We start from the raw sequence: 19,185 nt of genomic DNA on the forward strand, positions 1-19,185 counted from the left end.
CAAGTTTGATGCTTTAGCTCTCTGCCCGAAAGAGAGAGTACTTACGGAAATATTATGCCCGGCTGGCGTCCCGGGATCGCGCTCGAACAAAGCGTCCAAGATAACTGAGTTCGAAATGCTCGCGGGCGCGCCCGCGAGCTATCGCGCCGGCGTGTCCGGGTCCCCGTCCGTCAGACAGTTCACGGTCGGGTCCATCGTGTTGATCTCCGTCCCTTCCGGCCGCGCCTGCCCGCTGACAAGGCGCGTATATCCGTCCAGCCAGCCGATCATGTCCTCGCCCAGATCCAGCGCCTCCATGGCGCGGCTGTTGGCGTAATAGGTCATCAGCGCCTGCGCGGCCGCGCGGTCATCATTCTCGATCAGGGTCAGGGCGGACCGCTCCACCCACTGCAGATCGCCGCGCGTTTCCGCCTCGAACGCCGTCAGCATGTCTGTCACGGCGGGCAGCAGCTCTTCAGGCGCGGAACAGGCGTAATACATGACGCGCTTGAAGGTGCGGCCGGCGAACTGTGTCGCCTCCTGCGCCTGGAAGTCGGGATGCAGGAAGGTCGAGGCTGCGTCCTTGGTCAGGTAGCGGTGCTGGCCATATTCCATCGGCACGTCCTGAACGCCCAGCCACCAGACATTGAACGGCGCCGTCACCGAGCCGGTCGGCGCCGCCCACATGCGGATCAGATCGGGATCGCGCAGCGCCTGATCCAGACTGACCACCTGCCCGTAGCCGGAATCATCGTCCACCACGCGCGGGTCGCGCACGCGCTCCATCAGGTCGGCCTCGGTGACCGGGGCCATGGCGCGCGTGGCCTCGTCCATGTCGGCGGGGGAGACGAACTTGATGCCCGGATTGCGGAAATCCTCGACGCTCTGGTCGCCATAGATTTTCGCCGCATGGAATGCTCCGCCGGAAGCGCGGTCGTACCAGCCCTGTTCTTCCGCGAAGGTGATGAAGTTTTCAGAGGCGAGGAAATCCGGATCGTTCGCAATATCGAGCGGAACTTCCCCGATCCCGCCGGGATAGAGCACGCGCACTTCATCCGGGCCCAGACGTTCCGCGACCCAGAGGCCCTGCCCGCCCGCCAGCTCCCAGACCACCCAGCCCTCATCCGGGTCGGCGATCAGGTGCGTGTTGCCGCCATAGGTCGCATAGCCGTGCTCTGCGATCAGCGCGCCGATGATCTCCACGCCTTCGCGGGCGGTCGTGGCGCGCTCCATGACGATGCGGGCGAGATCGGAATATTGCAGGCCGTGCTGGGGCGTCGGCGTCATGTCGACCAGCTCTTCCCGGCTGGGCGCCCATACATCGCGCACCGCGACCTGATGCTCGTTCACGCCGCCATTGGTCAGGGGCGGCGGAAAACCCTCAAAATCGGTATAGGACATCTGCATGTAGCGGAAGGTATGGGCGACCTGCGGGATCTCGATCAGCTCGCCCGGGATCGTGGCGTCGGCCGTGACGCCGACCTTGATCATCGCGCCGTCCGGGTGATCCCGCGCGGGAATGATCTCCAGCCAGTGACTGGAGACTTCCTCGCCCGTTCCGCCGATCATGACCGCGCCGTTGGCGGTCAGGTTCCGGCCCACATAATAGGCGTAGCTGGCCTGTGCGGAGGGCGCGAAGACGAATGTCCACAGCGCCAGACAGAGTCCGAACAGACCGCGGCGGGCCGGGATTCTCAAGAACACGGATTGCTTCTCCCTCTCAGCGTCAGGAAATCATTTGCCGCCAGCCTGGCGGGGTCAATGCGGGCATCGGTCCGCCTGCCGCCCAAAAGCGCCGCCCCGGAACGGCGCCAGGGGAATCTGGGCCGCGCCGGGGCGGGACAAGGTAAGGTTCAGCAAGCGGCTGCCCCGATCAGAGGGCTTCACCGCCGAACTTGTAGCTCAGCTGCACATAGAACTCCCGGCCCACGCTGTCGTACCAAGACGAGTTGTAATACGGGTAGCTGGCATGGGTCGGGTCCTCGACCGGATTGCTGTCCAGCAGATTATTGATCGAGACGCTGAGCCGGGCCCGGTCCGTCACCTGGTACTGCGCGGACAGATAGAACCAGTAACTGTCGTCGATCTTGTCGTCCCAGTTCCAGTTGGTCATCTCGCCCGTGTAGAGCGTGGTCAGCGTCGTGGAGAACGGACCCGTGCTCCAGGTGAGATAGGCCTTGCCCTTCTCGCGGGGAATTTCATACCCCTCCGCCGGCTCGAACTGGTCGATCACCGGGTCGCCCGGATATTGCTGGATCGTGTGATCGAACACGTAGGTATAGGCCGCGCCCATGGAGAGGTCGCCATACTCGCCCAGCGAGAAGCCGCCATTCACCTCGACATCGATGCCGTCGGTGAATTCCTCCGCCACATTGATCGGCAATACGTCGACATACTGGATTTCGCCGGCCAGCGCGCCGCTGGCATAGCGGTCGACCCGTTCCAGCGCGTCGATACAGGTCGGCGTGGAGGCGTCCACCGGGGTTCCGTCGAACGTCTGGCCCAGCCGGCAATCGGCCTCGTCCCGCAGGAGCTGGTCGACGCTCAGGTTCAAGACCTGGTCTTCCATCTCGATGCGGAAATAGTCGACCGAGATGTCGAAATTATCGAACGGCGCCCAGACGAAGCCCGCGCTGATCGATTGCGCCGTTTCGGGCAACAGGTCCGGATTGCCGCCGCGCTGATTGACGAAGCCTTCCCAGTAATCGTTGACGCAATCGGTGGGCTCGGGCGCGCTCTCGGAGGTGCGGCAGGTATAATAGTCCGCCCCGCTGCCGTTCACCGTGCCCTGGCCGCGATAGACATAATGCAGGTCCGGCGCGCGGAAGCCGGTGCCGATGGCGGCGCGCAGCAGCAGCGTGTCGGTCGGCCGCAGTTCGGCGCCGAGATTATAGGTGAACTCACCGAAATCATTGTCGGCGTAGCTGTAATGGTCGTAGCGGCCCGCCGCATTGATATCCAGGAAGTCGAAAACCGGGATCAGAAGCTCCCCGCCGACGCCGTAATGCTCGCGCTCGCCCTCGCCGTCGGAATCGCGGATGCCGACATAGTATTGCGTCAGCGCCTTCGGATCGGGGTTGATCTCGTAGCCCTGCGTGCTGGCTTCCGCGACGGCGGCAAAGCCCATCGGGCCGGCCGGCAGCTCGAACAGGTCCATCGTGCTGACGCTGGCTTGCACATTGTGCACCCAGGTTTCCGGCTCATAGATCGTGTCGGCGGAAATCTGGCGGTATTCGGCCGGGGTCAGCGGCGTGTAGAGCCGCGCCGGGTCGGCGTCGAAACGCTGATAGCCGGTCGTGTTGTTGGGGTCGTCCACCGGCGCGCCCAGGAAGAAGTCATTGGCCGCGTCGATGACGATTTCCGGCCACGCCATCTCCGAAATATAGCGCGCGTGGTTGTAATAGACCTCGTAGTTCCAGGAATTCCCCTCGCCGAAATGGCCCCGGATGCCCGGCGTCACGTTCAGCGTATAGGACCGGTTGGTGATGGTGCCGTTCTCGAAGCCGCCAATCTCCTCGGGCGTGAACAGGCGGTACCAGTTGTCCAGCTGCAGCCAGCTATAGGTCTCGTACAGGCCGATATGGTTCGGGTTGAAGAAGGTGCCTTCCTCGTTCCCGTCCGGGGCCACGTAGTACCAGCTCTTGAAGCCATTGAAGACCTGGGTGTCGAAATATCCGCCCTGGAAATCCAGGAACAGTTCCACCTGGCTGTTGATCTCGTAGGTGGACGAGGAGAACAGATTGATCCCTTCCCAGTCGGACTGGATCATTCCGTAGCCCATGGCTTCGTTGCTGCCGCAGAAATAACCGGTGGTGTAGTCGCCCGCGTCCACGTCCCAGCCGAAACCGTCGCGGCTGGCGTAGAAGGTGGAGCCTTCATTGAGCTGGGAAAGTCCCGCGCAGGTCGACGCGCCGGGGTCGAGATAGCTGTAATATTCGTCCGTCCGCAGGAAATTGCGCAGCGCCACAGGTTCATCCGTGGTCGGGTTGTCCGCGGCGGAGTCCTGGATCTCGCGCTCATAGCCCCAGATCGGCTCCTGATTGCGGTATTCCGCCCCGAACAGCGTGGTAAGTTTCCCTGAATCAGAGTTCCAGCCGGTCGTGAGGGACGCCCGCTGATAAGCGCCGCCGCCCCGCTCCGTGCCGCCGAGTTGCAGATCGATGCGCGTGCCGTCGGCCTTTTCTTTCAGCTGGAAGTTCACGACCCCGGAAATCGCGTCGGATCCGTAAATCGCCGACGCCGCGCCGCTCAGCACCTCGACCCGTTCGATCAGCCCGATCGGAATGTTGGAGATATCGGCGACATTGCTGTTGCCGCTATAGGGCATCGGGAAGTCGGCGACGCGGCGGCCGTTCACCAGCACCAGCGTATGGTTCGGGCCGAGCCCCCGCAGGTCGACCTGTTTTGCGCCGGGCGTGAATGTATTGGCCCCATAGCTCTGCGTGCTCTGGGTTGAGCCAACATTCTGCGTCAAAGAGCGCATCAGCGCCGGAATATCCTCATAGCCCTGTTTGAGGATGTCGTCCGCCGTGATCGTCGTGACGGGGGCGGGACCCTCGACCTGCGTGCGCGGAATGCGCGACCCGAGCACGACAATCTGGTCAGTCACTGACTCCGCCGCCGGCGTACTGGCATCGGTAACGCCGGCGTTTTCCTCCGGAGTGGTGTCCAGCTCGTCAGCCTGTTGAGCCAACGCCGGAACGGCGGCGAGAAGACTGAATCCCGAAACCGCAGCGGCCAGAACGTGACGACGCATATATCCCCCTTGATATGCTAGGCGGCCGCGGCCGCCGGTTCCCATTTCCCAGGCATGAAGGTCTCGAGGGATGCTTGCCCCCGCCAACCGGTGGTTGTCCTGCGCTTACGACTGAACGTCAGCGCCGATACGGCGTGGCGCGTGACCTTGAAGTGCGCGCCGCTCCCCGCTCGCCCGATTGGCCGCCCGCGATATCCGTCTTATCGAGACCCCAGCCTGCCAGAATGAAACTATAGCAGCTGGGTAGGGCGAACTTTGTCAAAAGTTGCGAAACTTGCGTCAAATTCTGTCGCGATAAAAATATATAAGCGGATTTTCAGCACTTACGGCAAATTTCCGACCGAAGAGCGCCTCAAGACTCATTCACTCCCCCGCTGCTTGGTTTACGGCTCCAGAACGGGAACTGCCGCGCCCAGCTTGAGGGGCTTCATGATCATGCATGTCTTGAAATTCTTGATCCTGTGACGGTCATAGAAAAATTCGCGCGTGAATTCGTCATATTCGTCCATGTTCCGCGCCACGATGGTGAGGGCGAAATCCGAATCGCCGGCAATATAGAAGCCTTGCATGATCTGGGGCGTGACGCGGATATCCTGCTCGAACCGGTCGATGACGTTCCGGTCCTCGCGCTCCAGCGACACCATGACGATCGCCATGATGTTATAGCCAAGCGCCTTGGGCGACACGACGGCCACCTCCTTCTCGATCACTCCATCAGCGCGGAGACGCTTCAAACGCTTGAGCGCGGCGGTCGGCGACAGGCCGCAGGCATGGCCCAGCTGTTCAGCGGTCAAACGGGCATCCTGCTGAATGACCGTAAGCAGTTTTCTGTCGATTGAATCCAGCTTCTTCATTTGTCCTCTCTTCCCGGTTTCACGACAGAACACGCCTTGAACAAAGAAATAAAGACAATTTTCGTTCTTAATATCTGCAAAACTGCAATCTGACGACCATCCGGATATGCGCCAGAATGCCTTTCACAAGCAGCGTTTCCGGCTGGGCGGAAAATGCGCCCGGGTTTCAAACAGGGCCGGATAGAGGGGGATAATCAGATGCGCTGGATAACAATTCTTGTCGCCGGGCTGATGCTCGCAACAGGTTCGGGCCAGGCCCGCGCCGAAACGGACACGGCTCAAGGCTACCGCTATTACGTCAGCGGCGACGTTTCAGCGCCCGCCCCGGCTTCCCCGTCTCTGGGCCTGATGCTGATCGGCGGTTCGGACTGGAGCCCGGACGCGTGGCGCTGGTTCGCGGGCAAAGCCGGCAACGGACATATTGTCATCATTCGCGCCTCTTCCGACGGCGCGGACGGCGACTGGATCCTGAACGAAATCGGCGGCGTGGCCTCTGTCCAGACGCTCGTCTTCTCGGACCGCAAAGCCGCGTCCGATCCGCGCGTGGAGGAAATCCTTTCCCATGCCGATGGCGTTTTCATCGCCGGCGGCGACCAGTCGAACTATGTTCGCTTCTGGAAAGACACGCCGGTCTCCGAAGCCCTGAACGCCCATGTCGCCGCGGGGCGCCCCATTGGCGGCACCAGCGCGGGACTGGCGATTCTGGGCGGCGCCGGCTATGGCGCGATGGCGGAGGAAGCGGTCGATTCCGCGGAGGCGCTGGCCGACCCGCACGGGCCGAAAGTGACGCTGGTGCGTGATTTTCTGGAAATGCCTTTCCTGAAACACGTCATAACCGACACGCATTTTACCGAGCGCGACCGTCTTGGCCGTCTTGTCGCCTTCCTGGCGCAGGCCCGCGCAGACACCGATCCGGAGGCGGTCGGGCTGGGCATAGACGAGGACAGCGCGCTGACCATCGAGGCCGACGGGACGGGGCGCCTTTACACGCTCAGCGATGGACATGCCTGGCTGGTGCAGCCGGAGGGCGCGCCGGCCTTTGGCCCCGATGGCGCGCTCAACTGGACAGCGGTCCGGCTAACCGGGATTGGCCCGGAAAGCACGATTGATTTCGATACGATGCAGGTCAGCAACCCGGCATTCTCCGGCGTCGCCAGCGTGGACAACGGCGCATTGTCGGGCGTGCCGGCCGCCCCGGATGCGGGCTGGACGCTGGCCATTCATGGCGGCTCCGGCGTTATCGCGCGCGGCGACCTGACCCCTGAGACGGATCGCGCCTATCGCGCCAGCCTTGAAGCCGCCCTGAATACCGGCGCGGCGATTCTGAAGGACGGCGGGTCGAGCCTGGACGCGGTGGAAGCCACGCTTCGCGTGCTGGAAGACGATCCGCTGTTCAATGCCGGCCGCGGCGCGGTGTTCGACGCGGAGGGCCGCAACCAGCTGGACGCGGCAATCATGGACGGCGCCACGCTGCATGCCGGCGCGGTCGCCGCGGTCAGCACCACGCGCAACCCGATCACGCTTGCCCGGGCGGTCATGGAGCAATCTCGCCATGTGCTGCTGTCCGGCGACGGCGCGGACGAGTTTGCGCGGTTGAAGAATATCGAACAGGTCGACCCGGCCTATTTCCGGACCGAGCACCGCTGGCGCCAGCACCTTGAATGGAAGCGCGACCAGCAGGCCGCCCTGGACCCGACCCATCGTTTCGGCACCGTGGGCGCCGTGGCGCGCGATACGCACGGCCACCTTGCCGCCGCCACATCCACCGGCGGGCTGACCGGCAAGGAATGGGGCCGCATTGGCGACTCCCCGATCATCGGGGCCGGCACCTATGCCGCGGACGGCAAATGCGCCGTCTCGGGCACGGGCACCGGTGAATATTTCATCCGGGAAAGCGCGGGCCGGCAGGTCTGCGACCGCGTCGCCTGGAAGGGCGAGACCATTCAGCAAGCGGCCGATGGCGCGATTGCCTCCATCGGCGCGCTGGGCGGCGATGGCGGGCTGATCGCCATCGACGGCAACGGCCGTATCGCTTTTTCGATGAATACCGAGGGCATGTATCGCGGCGCCGTGACGGACACGCTTCCCGCCACCGCGGCGATCTATGCCGACGAGACCGTCCAGCGCGACGAACCCTAATCCAGCACAACACGACCTTCCTCCCCGCGCAGACAGGGACACAGGAAGCGCTCACTTATTTTCGGGGAGGAAACCCAGTGTCGATATCAAACCAGAAACCTTCAACGATTGCGGTCTGGGCCGGCGAGGAGAACCCGCTGGCCTTCGGCGCCGCGCAGGTTCCAATCGTGCAGAGCGCTCCGTTCGCCTATGACGACATGGACGAATGGGCCGCCGCCGCGCTGGGCCAGGCGCCGGGATATATATACAGCCGCAACACCAACCCGACTGTCGGCGTCTTCGAGGAAAAGTGCCGCATTCTGGAAGGCGGGGAGAAGGCCATCGCCTTCGCCAGCGGCATGGCCGCCATCTCCGACACGCTTCTGACGCACCTGTCGCCGGGCGACCGCATCGTTTCCATCAAGGACACGTATGGCGGCACCAGCCGGATATTCCTGGACCTGCTGCCGCGCTTCGGGATCGAGGTCGATCTGGTCGAGACCAGCGATGGCGAAGCCATCGAGGCGGCCATCGGCAAGGGCTGCAAGCTGGTCTATCTGGAAACGCCCACGAACCCGACGCTGAAGATCATCGACCTCAAGCGCGCTATCGCCGCGGCCCGCCAGCAAGGCGCGATCACGGTGGTCGACAATACATTTGCCACTCCGATCAACCAGAAGCCGCTCGCCATCGGCGCCGACATGGTGCTGCATTCCGCGACGAAGTATCTCGGCGGTCACGACGACGCCATGGGCGGCGTGCTGATCGGCAGGCAGGACTTGGTTCAGGCGGTCTATGAGCATCGCGAGATTTGCGGCGCCGTCCTGTCGGCCTTCTCCGCCTATCTTCTTCTGCGCGGCATGAAGACGCTGGATCTGCGAGTGCGCAAGCAGAATGAGACGGGCCTTGCTGTCGCGCAATTCCTCAAGGGCCACCCCAGGGTGGAGAGCGTCTTCTATCCGGGGCTGGAGACCCACGACAAACACGATATCGCCAAGACCCAGATGGCCGGGTTCGGCGGCATGCTGAGCTTTTCCATCGATGGCGATTTCGACGCGCTCAAGAAATTCGTCGGCCATCTGCACTATGTACACCGCGCGGCCAGCCTGGGCTCGGTCAACACGCTGATCGGACCGCCTTCGGTCACCAGCCATGTGGAGTGCAGCGCCGAACAGCGCGCCGCCCTCGGCATCTCCGAAACGCTGCTGAGATATTCCTGCGGCGTCGAGGATGCTGAAGACCTCATAACGCAACTGGATGAGGCGCTAGCGGCCCTCTGATCCCTTGCTGCGGCGCAACCGCAAGCATCGGCCGGACCCGCCGCCCGCCTTTCCCGTTCAAGACAAAGAAAAAGGCCCCGCGCATCTGCGCGGGGCCTGCTCGGTTCGTGGAGGGTTTGAGCCGAGTTAGAACTGGTAATCTAGGCTGAGATAGTAGTAACCGCCGCTGAGTCCGAAGACCGAGTGGTTGTCGTACTTCACGCCAAAGGATTCATAGATCGGACGGCGCGGCGGCGGGTAATCGTTTTCCAGATTCCGCGCCCCGGCCGCGATCGTGAAGTTATCGAAGCCCTTATAGGCAATCTCGGCGTCGAAGATGACCTGCGGGTCACGGGTGCGGATATAGTCGAGATCCACCCGCGTCCATTCACCGTAATAGGTCGCCCGGCCCAGAAGCTGGAAGTCGCCGATATGGTGCGTCAGGGTGAGATTGCCGCGCCAGCCCGGAATGCCTTCTTCAAACTCCAGCACCTTGCCCGGCGTGAACACGCCCGCCGGATCGCTGCGCAGGATCTGCTCGTTATAGCTCACCGCCAGGCTGACATCGGTCGCGTTGGCCGCGTCCCACTGATGTCCGTAGGTGGCGACAAAGTCGGCGCCGCGGACCCGGGTGTCCAGCTTGTTCTGGAAGAAGCGGACGGTCTGCACGCCCTGGCCATTCGGGTAGCCGATGGCGGCCAGCGCCGCGCGCTGCTCCGGCGTTGTCGCGATCTGGTCGGACAGGAGCAGGCGGTCATCCACGTCGATCTGGTAGAAATCCAGCGTCGCCGTGAAATTGTCGAACGACAGCACGATCCCCGCGGACAGGTTTTCCGAGGTTTCGGGGGTCAGCGGATCGGATCCGAAGATCTCGGCCGCCGGCGAACCCGGAACCAGAACCGCATCGAGGATGAAATCACCGTTCGGCGCGATCTGGGACGTCTGGGAGGTTGCGAAAAGCTGACCGGCCGCAGGCGCGCGGAAGCCGGTGCTGGTGGCGCCGCGAACCGCGAAATTGTCATTGAAGTCGAAGCGCGTCGCGACCTTGTAGCTGAAATTGTCGCCGAACGCTTCATAGTCCTCATAACGGCCAGCGGCTGAAATGGTCCACTGATCGGTGATGTCCGTTTCGACTTCTAGATAACCGGCATAGCTGTCGGTCTCGAATTCGCCGGCAATGTCCGGGCTGTAACCCTGAAAGCCGTTGGAGCCGACGGGCAGGTCGCGAAGCGGACCGGCAATGTAGGAATCCCGCTCGCCCGCGCCGATCGTGTATTGTTCGTTGCGGTAGCTCACGCCCCCGAAGAAGAACAGATCGCTGGCCAGGCCATCCACCGGAATGGATTTATAGGCCTCCAGATTCAGCTCGTACTCGCGCTGGGCAAGAGAGCCGGGATCGAAAGAGGTCGGCGATTCCACGCCGAGCGACGGATTGATCGTGTTCCAGATGCTGTACTCGATCTCGTTCTGGCCCCAGCGGAAGGATGCATCCCAGCCAAACGATTCTGTTTCGTCCTGACGCACGCCCAGAACGGTGCTGAAATCGGTCTGGTCGCCGCCGAATTGCGGGGTGTAACCGCCCGGATAGATGGCCGCCAGGTCGAAATCCTGCGGATGGGCGTCCGTGCCCTCGAAGATCGAGTCGGCATAGGTAGCGTGCTGGCCCAGTCCGCCGGCCGCCTGTGACTGACGGTAGAAGAAGCCGATCTCGCTTTCCGAGACCATGAAATTACCAAAGGCATAGGCTTCGCGGCCGCCGCCAAGGTCCAGCCCGGCATTCCACGCGGTCTTGATCGCCATATATTCCGGATCGCCGGTATTGATGGCCGGATCGGGAACATCGGGCACGCCCATATCGCGCAGGGCCTGGGCGCCGACATGGACGCCGTCCCGCACCGTCTTCTGCTGGGTGATGTACTGACCGCTGAGATTGATGAAGCCCGCATCGGTCAGCGGCAGGCCCAGATTGGCCTGGACGTCGAACGTCTCGCCGCCGCCGTCAAAATACTGACCGACCTCGGTATTGATGCTGCCGCCCTCGCTATCGCTCTTCAGCGTGAGGTTGATCACGCCGGCAATGGCGTCGGAGCCGTACTGGGCCGAGGCGCCGTCGCGCAGAACCTCGATGGAATCGAGCGCGATCGGCGGAATGACGTTGAAGTCCTGCCCCTGAGAACCGGACGTCGTCGCGTGGCCGGTGCCGATCTGCACCGTGGCGGAACGATGCCGGCGCTTGCCGTTCATCAGCAACAGGACATGGTCCGCCGGCGAGCTGCGCAGCGTGGCGGGACGCACGAAGGACGACCCGTCATTCAGGGGAAGGCGCTTGACGTTGAAAGCCGGGACGAGGGTCCGCAGCGCATCATTAAGATCCGAATAGCCGGTGCTGCTGATGACTTCGGGCTGGATGACGTCGACCGGGACAACGCTTTCGGTGTCGGAGCGGCCCTTACGGCGCGAACCGATAACGACCAGATTGTCGGCTTCGGCGGCGGCGCCGGGCGCAATGCCTCCGGACGCCTCTGAACTCTGTTCCGCACTCGATTCCTGTGCGGTTGCGGCCGTCGCTGCAAGCGCCAGCGGCGCGGCGGCGATGGATGCCAAAAGAAGGTTTCTCATTTTCTCCCCCTGCGTGAAAGTGGCGGGCGCGCGGCGGCAGGCCCCGCACATCTACGAAATATATTTTCCTATAATAAAAAAGTTTGAAAATTGACACAAGTAGGAAATTTTATGATCGGACAGTTTGGTTTCGTTTAGGATAAACCCTTGAAACAAAAAGGCCGGCGCTGACGCCGGCCTTTATATGCTGCAAATTGGCAATCCCGGCGCTATCCGACCACGTCGCGATAGACCCGCAGAACATTGCCCCCCATGATCTTTTCAATATCCGCCTGGGCATAGCCCCGCTTCTCGAGGCCGGCCAGGATAACCTCCATACGGCTCGGCCCGTTCAGTTCATCAATGAAGAGCGGCCACTCGTCCGGATTGAAATTCTCGCCCTCCTCGGCTTTCAGCTCCGCCAGATATTCGTCCGTCATGGTTATGACGCGATGATCCCTGTCGCTGCCAATCGCTACATGTTCGACCCCGGCCACCTTCACCGCCTGGTCGATATGACGGAAATAATCCTCCAGCGCGCCCTCTCTGCCGTGCGTCAGGAAGGGACGAATCTGGCAAACGCCAACAAAGCCGCCGTTTTCCGCTACGGCGCGAAGGTTTTCATCGGTTGTGTTCCGCTCATTCTCGAAAACGCTCATGATCCCGGTGTGGGAGATGCAGACCGGCGATTTCGAAACCGCAATCGTATCGGCCATTGTCGTCATTCCTGAGTGGGAAAGATCGATCAACATCCCGGTTTCATTCATTTTTTCAACAAGTTCGCCGCCAAAACGGCTCAGGCCGCCATCGCGCTTTTCCTTGCAGCCCGCGCCCGCCCAGTTCTGGTAATTATAAGTGATCTGGCTGGAGCGGACGCCGAGCGAATAGAACATGTCCACAAGGTCGAGATCCTTCTGGAACTGAACGCTGTTCTGGTAGAGATAGAAAACGGCGATCTGCCCCGCGGCCCGCGCGCGCTCTATGTCGTCAACGCGCGTCGCCTTCAGGAACCATTCCGGGTGCGCCTTGATATGCTGGTCATGCGCCAGCACCGCATCAATCGCTTCATCGGTCGCCCGCTGCCCGCTCACCTTCGGATCGGTCAGGGTCACCGTGATCGCGTTCAGGCCACTGGCCTTGATCTGTTTGATAAGGTCGCCGTCATACTCCAGACGCATCTCGCCCATCGCATCGAAGATCAGAGGCCCGGCGGCGCCTTGCGCCGCGGCGCGCCCCATGCCGCTCAGGGCCATGCCCCCGGTTGCCAATGCGCCCGCAAGAAATGTTCGACGATCTGGAGACATGCGCCCCTCCTGAGTGAAAGATTTTTCGTTTAGGAAAAATCTATTCCGAAACAGGAAGCCGATGCAAGGGGCGGATTAGCCGGTATTGATCCAGAGGACGACCGCGTCTTCTTCGCTCACCGAAATGCAGCCATGGTGCATGCCGCTATCGAAATAGATGGAATCACCCGGACCAAGCCGTTCCGGCTCATAATGCTCGGTATAGAACAATACCTCGCCCTCAAGGACATAGACGAATTCTTCGCCCTTGTGCCCCTTCAGCTCCTTGAAGTCGTCGAAAGAGCGGGCCTTGATGCGGGTGACAAACGGCAGAATCCGTTTCTGCACCAGCTCGGAGGCCAGAAGCTTGTGGGCGTAAACCGGCGTTTCCATGCCGCGTCCATCGCCGGCGCGGGTCACGCTGCGCCGGCCGCTGGGCCGTTCGCCGGCCGAAGAGGCAAACAATTCCGTGATATCGATCTCAAGACCTTCGGCCAGACGCTGAACCGCGTCGAAAGTGGGCGACATATGGTCATTTTCGATCTTCGAAAGCGTTGATGCGGCCAGGCCTGTCCGGCGGGCCGCCTCCTCCAGCGTCCAGTTTTTCGACCGGCGTATGGCGCGGACCCGTTCACCCAGGTCAGCGGTGCTTTGGCGTTTGAAACTGCTGCCGCGCGCGCTCGACAATAGCTTGGTGAAATCTTCGAAATCGTCCGACATCTGGCAGGGTCCGGTCCGCTGGGATGATTTTGTTATGACAAAGGAAAAATAAATTTTCCGATACGACAGGTTCGCCCTGTAAGACGATCCCGTCAATCTGCGCAAGTCCAAATCTCTTTTTTCAACGTCATGCCGGGTTCGCCGACAACGGCCGCGGCCGGGCACAACGCCCGCGCTCGGTTGACGATAAAATTTTTTGCCTATACGAAATTTTCTTCGACAAGCGGCGGTCCGGGGTCCATCGATCATGGCCCGCCCGGCTTTTACAATCACTCCGGCCTGGCTGCGCCGGATTTCACAAACAAGATGCGGGGGACGCCGACCGATTATGACAATTCGCGCAGGACTGAAACACGATAACGCGAACGATCCGGCCTCAATGGAGGAAAGCGGCCTTGCCGCGGAGATAACCGAACTCTTTGAAGGAATCGGCCTGAAGCCGCCTGCGGAACAGGAAGGCACGCTGATCGCCGTGTCACCGATCGATGGTTCGAAGCTGGCCAGCTTCCGCCGGGCGACGCCGGCCATGGCGGACGAAGCCATCAAGCGCGCCCAGGCCGCCTTTCTTGAGTGGCGGGAGACTCCCGCGCCGCGGCGGGGAGAGCTGATCCGCCAATATGGCGACCTGGTGCGGGACAATAAGGAACCGCTTTCGCGGATTCTCTCCATTGATTGCGGGAAATCGCTGGCCGAAGCGCGCGGAGAAATTCAGGAAGTCATTGATATCTGTGAGTATGCCGTCGGCCTGTCGCGGCAGCTTTTCGGCCTGCAGATCGCCTGTGAGCGCCCGGGGCACCGCATGGCGGAGGCCTGGCATCCGGTCGGCGTCTTCGCCCAGATTTCGGCGTTCAATTTCCCGGCCGCCGTGTGGTCCTGGGGCACTATGGTCGCGCTGGTCTGCGGTAACGCCGCCATCTGGAAACCCTCCGAGAAAGCGCCGCTTACGGCGCTGGCGTGCGGCGGCCTTCTTGACCAGGTGATCAATCGTTTCGAGGACGCGCCGGCCAATCTTTCACAGGTCATGCTGGGTGATGGCGCCATCGGCCGCGTTCTGGCTGATGACCGCCGCATCGCGGTGATCAGCGCCACCGGCTCCACCACGATGGGGCGCGACGTGGCCGGCCGCGTGGCGGCGCGGCTTGGCCGCTCCATTCTTGAACTTGGCGGCAATAACGCCGCCATCGTCACGCCCAATGCGGACATGGATCTGGCGATTGAAGGCTGCGTGTTCGGCGCGGCCGGCACCGCCGGACAGCGTTGCACCACCATGCGGCGCCTCATCGTCCACGAAGACATTCACGATGAATTTCTTGACCGCATGCGGCAGGGCTACGGCCAGCTCCGCGTTGGATCGCCGCTTGACGAGAGCGCCCATGTCGGCCCGCTCATCGACCAGGCCGCGTTCGAGGGCATGCAGGCCGCGCTGGACGCCGCCCGCGAGCAGGGCGGCCAGATCTGGGGCGGAGAACGGGTTCTGGAGGACGAATTTCCCGGCGCGTTTTATGCGCGGCCGGCCATCGCCGCCATGCCCGGCCAGACCCCGATCGTCCTGACGGAGACCTTCGCGCCGATTCTCTACGTGATGAAATATCGCGACCTTGAAGAAGCCATCGCCCTCAACAACGCGGCGCCCCAGGGGCTGTCCTCGTCGATCTTCTCCACCGACATGCGGGAGACGGAGCTTTTCCTCTCCCACGCCGGCAGCGACTGCGGCATCGCCAACGTCAATATCGGCACCAGCGGCGCGGAAATCGGCGGCGCATTCGGCGGTGAAAAGGATACGGGCGGCGGACGCGCATCGGGTTCGGATACGTGGAAGAATTACATGCGCCGCTCCACCAACACCATCAACTACTCCTCGCAACTCAATCTCGCCCAGGGGCTCAAATTCGGCGCCAGCGCCGCTTGAGCCATTACGGAAAAAGGAAGGAATTCACCATGTCAGTCCTGAAAACACTCAGCATCGCCGCCCTGTCGGCGTGCCTCAGCGCGGCGGCGTTTGCCCAGCCGCAAGGGGACACCTATCAGACGGATTCGCTGTTCGGCGAAAAGCTTCACTCCGAGGCCAGCGCCTCCAAGAACCTCACCGATGCGGAAACCTTCGCTCGCGTCACCGCCGACGCGAAGGCCGCCTATGACGCGGAAATCACGCCGGACACCGCCACCTGGTACGGCCGCGTGCTTTCCTATCAGGGCTATTACAAGGAAGCGGTCGACATCTATTCCAAGGGAATCGAGAAATTCCCGGACTCGGCCAAGCTGCGCCGTCACCGCGCGCACCGCTATTTCACCCTGCGCCAGTTCGACAAATCTATCGAAGAAGGCCTGCGGTCCGCGGAGCTGTATGAAGGCAAGCCGCTGGAGCGCGAAAAGCTCGGCCCGGACTATTTCCCGAGCACGCCGGACGTCGTCCAGTTCTATCTCTACTACCATCTCGGCCAGGCCTATTTCGCCAAAGGCGAATACAGCGAGGCCGCCAAATGGTTTGAACGTTCGCTGGACGTTTCGCGCTGGGTCAATGACGCGCCGGGCATCACGGCGGGCGTTTACTGGACCTATAACTCGCTTGGCCGCGCAGGCGAATTCGACGCCGCGCTGGAGCTTTTGAACGGCTATGACATGGCGCTGGCGGAGCTGAGCGACAATATCGAAAGCAACTACTATTTCGACGGCATCCAGCTGTTCAAGGGGCACCGCGAACCCGGTTCCTTCTTCAGCAATGTCGACACGGGCAAGGCGTTCTCCAACGCCTCCGGCACCGCCTCCTCCACCGCTTTCACTCTGGCCAATTTCTATCTCTTCGACGGCCAGCGCGAAGAAGCGAAGGAATGGTTCCGCCGCTCCATCAATGTCGATGGCTGGAGCTATTTTGCCCGTATTCAGTCTGAAGCGGACTGGCGTGATCTCTACCCCGGAGAAACTCCCTAGGCGTCAATCCGCGCAAACCCGGTCCGTCATGGCTGCTTTCCCCAGACATGGCGGACCGGTTTTTTCTCCAGATCACAGGAACCGGTCATGAAACGTCTTGTCCTCCTCGCACTCGCCGCCAGCGCCCTCATCGCCGCTCCCGCGGACTCCGCCCACAGCGCGCAAGCCGAGGGCCAAACTCTCCTGGGCACGGCCCTGCGCGACCCCGGTTTCCCGGCGGAGGTCCAGGAACGTCTGGAGACGGATCTTGAGATCGCCCGCGCGCGCATGGAAATCGCGCCCGATCGGGAGGATTCCTTTATCTGGCTGGGCCGCCGCCTCGGCTATCTGGGCCGTTATGAAGAGGCTGTCGCGGTGTTCTCCGAAGGGCTGGAACAGTTTCCGGAGAGCTACAAACTGCGCCGTTTCCGGGGCCGCCACCTCGCCCGCAGCCGGCAGTTCGAGGCCTCTGTCGCCGATTACCGCGCGGCGCTCGCCCTGATGGAAGGCGTGCCGGACAGTTTCGAGCCCGACGGCATCATAAATTCCCGCGCACAACCGCTCGGCACGTATCGCTCCAACCTTCACTACTATCTGGCGCAGACAAGCTTTGCGACGGGCGATTTCGAGCAGATGAACGCCGGCATGCAAGCCGCCCTCGATACGCCCATCATGTGCTACAAGGACGATCTGGTCGTACCGGTCGCCTACTGGCGCTACATCGCCTTGATGAAGCTTGGCCGCGCCGATGAGGCCGCGGCCGTCGTGGACGCCGTCCCGGCCGATCTGGAGCTGATCGAGAACCACGCCTATTACGAAGGCCTGAAGATCCTGCAGGGCGCGCTGTCGCCTGAGGATGCGGGAAGCGGGGCGCTACAGCGTTTCGCCCACGCCATGCAGCTGGTCTTTGACGGTCAGGACGCCGAGGCGGAGACCATTCTGGTCGAGATCGTCGAATCCAGCCCGCTCGGCTTCTGGCCCGCCGAGATAGAAGTTCTGCGCATCAGGGACCGCGCCGCCGCCTCCGGAGACTGAAGGCCTGGCGCGCGCTATACGGCCACCCGGTCCAGCGCGCGTCCGAAGCGGGCAAACATTTCTTCCATCTCGTCTTCGGTTATCACCAACGGCGGGCAGAAGGCGATGGAATCGCCGATCGCCCGGATGATCAGCCCTTCTTCCATACAGGCCTTGTAACAGGCCATGCCGACGCCCTGTTTCGGATCGAAGGGGGTTTTCGCCGCCTTGTCCGCCACCAGCTCCAGCGCGCCGACCAGGCCGACGCCCCGCGCCTCGCCCACCAGCGGATGATCGGAAAACCCGCGCAGCCGCGCCTGGAATTTCGGGGCCAGCGCGCGGACATGGTCCATCACCGCCCACTCTTCCATCAGCTCGAGCGTCTTCAGCGCCACCGCACAGCTGACCGGATGGCCGGAATAGGTGAAGCCGTGGCCGAACGCGCCATTGGCCGCGCTCGGCTCGATCATCGCCTCATACATCCAGTCAGGGACCAGAACCGCGCTGATCGGCATGTAGGCGGAGGACAGCCCCTTGGCGAGCGTCATCGTGTCGGCCTGCATGCCATAGGTCACCGCGCCGAACGTCTCCCCCGTACGCCCGAACCCGCAGATCACTTCATCATCGATGAAAATGATATCGTGACGGTCCAGCACTTCCTTGACGCGCTGGAAATAGGTCTTCGGCGGCGTGATCACGCCCCCCGCCCCCATCACCGGCTCGGCGATGAAAGCGGCGACGGTTTCCGGCCCTTCGCTCAGGATCATCTCTTCCAGCTGCGCGGCCAGGCGCCCCGCGTAATCCTCTTCGCTCTCGCCCGGTTCGGCGTGGCGGTAATGATGCGGGGTTTCGGTGTGCAGGACGCCGTCCATCGGCAGATCGAAAAGGGCGTGATTGACCGGCAGACCGGTCAGGCTTGCGCTGGCCAGCGTGACCCCGTGATAGCCCTTCTTGCGGCTGATGATCTTCTTTTTCTCGGGCCGGCCGACCGCATTATTGTAATAGCGTATCAGCTTGATCTGCGTGTCGTTGGCGTCAGAGCCGGAACAGCCGAACAAGACCTTGCCGGTGTCCAGCGGCGACAATTCCTTCAGTTTCTCCGCCAGATTGATCGCCGGTTCATGGCTGCGTCCGCCGAACATGTGGGTATAGGCGACCGTTTCCATCTGCTGGCGCGCCGCCTCGGCCAGCTCCTTCACGCCGTGACCCAGCGACGTGCACCAGAGGCCGGCCAGCCCCTCGATATATTCCTTGCCCTGATTGTCCTTTACGAACACGCCCTTGCCCTGCGTCATGACCAGCGGACCGTCGGCGTTCAAGGCCTTGAAATTGGTGGCCGGGTGCAGGACCGAGGCGATGTGCCGCGCCTCGATCGAATTGGGAATGGCGGTCATGTCAGTCTCCTGAAAGGGTTGGCGTCTGGCGTCGCGCGCGATCCAGCGCACGCGCCGGAATAAGCATGAAGACCGCGCTGAGCGCGAGACCCAGAAACGTGAAATTTATGAGGCCAGAAAAGCCGCCCCCGTGCCCCAGAAGGTAACCGGCGGCAAACGGCCCGCTGGCCAGACCCATCTTGGAGACGAACCCGCCCAGCGCGGCGGTGCGCCCCGCCTTGTCGAACTGGGCGCTCATCCCGAAAAGATAGGCGATGACCATTCCCCAGGTGATGCCGGTGCTGCAATTGGCCACCATATAGG

Annotated in this window: 12 protein-coding genes and 1 pseudogene; 5 read left to right on the plus strand and 8 right to left on the minus strand. The window is 62.3% G+C overall.

Features of this window, described 5'->3' with window-relative positions:
- Positions 1-138: 138 nt before the first annotated feature.
- From H2040_RS01515 to H2040_RS01525, 3 genes are all read right to left on the minus strand, one after another.
- On the minus strand, positions 139-1,683 hold the full coding sequence (locus H2040_RS01515; RefSeq protein ID WP_287153735.1) for a C69 family dipeptidase: 1,545 nt from the start codon (positions 1,681-1,683) through the stop codon (positions 139-141).
- Between the two features lie 169 nt (positions 1,684-1,852).
- Positions 1,853-4,735 (minus strand): TonB-dependent receptor domain-containing protein, encoded by a 2,883-nt coding sequence (locus H2040_RS01520; protein WP_287153738.1) that lies wholly within the window; start codon positions 4,733-4,735, stop codon positions 1,853-1,855.
- A gap of 383 nt (positions 4,736-5,118) precedes the next feature.
- The gene (locus tag H2040_RS01525; protein WP_022697437.1) at positions 5,119-5,589 is read right to left on the minus strand and encodes an Lrp/AsnC family transcriptional regulator; all 471 of its coding nucleotides are present in this window, start codon (positions 5,587-5,589) and stop codon (positions 5,119-5,121) included.
- Between the two features lie 198 nt (positions 5,590-5,787).
- Between H2040_RS01525 and H2040_RS01530 the strand changes: the two genes are divergently transcribed.
- Positions 5,788-7,728 (plus strand): isoaspartyl peptidase/L-asparaginase, encoded by a 1,941-nt coding sequence (locus H2040_RS01530; protein WP_287153741.1) that lies wholly within the window; start codon positions 5,788-5,790, stop codon positions 7,726-7,728.
- A 77-nt stretch (positions 7,729-7,805) separates the two neighbouring features.
- Positions 7,806-8,987, plus strand: coding sequence for a cystathionine gamma-synthase family protein (locus tag H2040_RS01535; protein WP_287153743.1), 1,182 nt, complete (start codon positions 7,806-7,808; stop codon positions 8,985-8,987).
- A gap of 126 nt (positions 8,988-9,113) precedes the next feature.
- Here H2040_RS01535 and H2040_RS01540 read toward each other — a convergent pair whose 3' ends face one another.
- From H2040_RS01540 to H2040_RS01550, 3 genes are all read right to left on the minus strand, one after another.
- Positions 9,114-11,585: a TonB-dependent receptor plug domain-containing protein gene (locus H2040_RS01540; protein ID WP_022697434.1), complete on the minus strand. Its 2,472-nt coding sequence runs from the start codon at positions 11,583-11,585 to the stop codon at positions 9,114-9,116.
- Positions 11,586-11,794: 209 nt separating this feature from the next.
- Positions 11,795-12,868, minus strand: a complete 1,074-nt coding sequence (locus H2040_RS01545; protein WP_287153747.1) for a membrane dipeptidase — start codon at positions 12,866-12,868, stop codon at positions 11,795-11,797.
- A 75-nt stretch (positions 12,869-12,943) separates the two neighbouring features.
- Positions 12,944-13,567: a helix-turn-helix domain-containing protein gene (locus H2040_RS01550; protein ID WP_022697432.1), complete on the minus strand. Its 624-nt coding sequence runs from the start codon at positions 13,565-13,567 to the stop codon at positions 12,944-12,946.
- A gap of 379 nt (positions 13,568-13,946) precedes the next feature.
- On the opposite strand from H2040_RS01550, the gene amaB reads away from it, so the two are divergent.
- The 3 genes from amaB to H2040_RS01565 all read left to right on the plus strand — a co-directional run bounded on the left by amaB (position 13,947) and on the right by H2040_RS01565 (position 17,509).
- Complete coding sequence (gene amaB / locus H2040_RS01555; protein ID WP_353844767.1) at positions 13,947-15,476, plus strand: L-piperidine-6-carboxylate dehydrogenase; 1,530 nt, start codon at positions 13,947-13,949, stop codon at positions 15,474-15,476.
- A 29-nt stretch (positions 15,477-15,505) separates the two neighbouring features.
- Positions 15,506-16,495 (plus strand): tetratricopeptide repeat protein, encoded by a 990-nt coding sequence (locus tag H2040_RS01560; protein WP_287153752.1) that lies wholly within the window; start codon positions 15,506-15,508, stop codon positions 16,493-16,495.
- A gap of 87 nt (positions 16,496-16,582) precedes the next feature.
- Positions 16,583-17,509: a tetratricopeptide repeat protein gene (locus H2040_RS01565; RefSeq protein WP_287153755.1), complete on the plus strand. Its 927-nt coding sequence runs from the start codon at positions 16,583-16,585 to the stop codon at positions 17,507-17,509.
- Positions 17,510-17,523: 14 nt separating this feature from the next.
- Here the strand turns inward: H2040_RS01565 and H2040_RS01570 are convergent, their stop codons facing one another.
- Positions 17,524-18,882 (minus strand): aminotransferase, encoded by a 1,359-nt coding sequence (locus H2040_RS01570; protein WP_287153757.1) that lies wholly within the window; start codon positions 18,880-18,882, stop codon positions 17,524-17,526.
- A 1-nt stretch (position 18,883) separates the two neighbouring features.
- Positions 18,884-19,185, minus strand: a pseudogene (locus tag H2040_RS01575) (MFS transporter); the annotation flags it as partial.

Origin of the sequence: Euryhalocaulis sp. (genome assembly GCF_013911995.1) — a bacterium.
GTDB lineage: Bacteria > Pseudomonadota > Alphaproteobacteria > Caulobacterales > Maricaulaceae > Euryhalocaulis > Euryhalocaulis caribicus.

Bases quoted from the DNA above. Each gene is read 5' to 3' on its own strand.
- H2040_RS01550 (WP_022697432.1), bottom strand. From the start codon at position 13,567: ATGTCGGACGATTTCGAAGATTTCACCAAGCTATTGTCGAGCGCGCGC.
- amaB (WP_353844767.1), top strand. From the start codon at position 13,947: ATGGAGGAAAGCGGCCTTGCCGCGGAGATAACCGAACTCTTTGAAGGA.
- H2040_RS01520 (WP_287153738.1), bottom strand. From the start codon at position 4,735: ATGCGTCGTCACGTTCTGGCCGCTGCGGTTTCGGGATTCAGTCTTCTC.
- H2040_RS01530 (WP_287153741.1), top strand. From the start codon at position 5,788: ATGCGCTGGATAACAATTCTTGTCGCCGGGCTGATGCTCGCAACAGGT.
- H2040_RS01525 (WP_022697437.1), bottom strand. From the start codon at position 5,589: ATGAAGAAGCTGGATTCAATCGACAGAAAACTGCTTACGGTCATTCAG.
- H2040_RS01545 (WP_287153747.1), bottom strand. From the start codon at position 12,868: ATGTCTCCAGATCGTCGAACATTTCTTGCGGGCGCATTGGCAACCGGG.
- H2040_RS01560 (WP_287153752.1), top strand. From the start codon at position 15,506: ATGTCAGTCCTGAAAACACTCAGCATCGCCGCCCTGTCGGCGTGCCTC.
- H2040_RS01540 (WP_022697434.1), bottom strand. From the start codon at position 11,585: ATGAGAAACCTTCTTTTGGCATCCATCGCCGCCGCGCCGCTGGCGCTT.
- H2040_RS01565 (WP_287153755.1), top strand. From the start codon at position 16,583: ATGAAACGTCTTGTCCTCCTCGCACTCGCCGCCAGCGCCCTCATCGCC.
- H2040_RS01570 (WP_287153757.1), bottom strand. From the start codon at position 18,882: ATGACCGCCATTCCCAATTCGATCGAGGCGCGGCACATCGCCTCGGTC.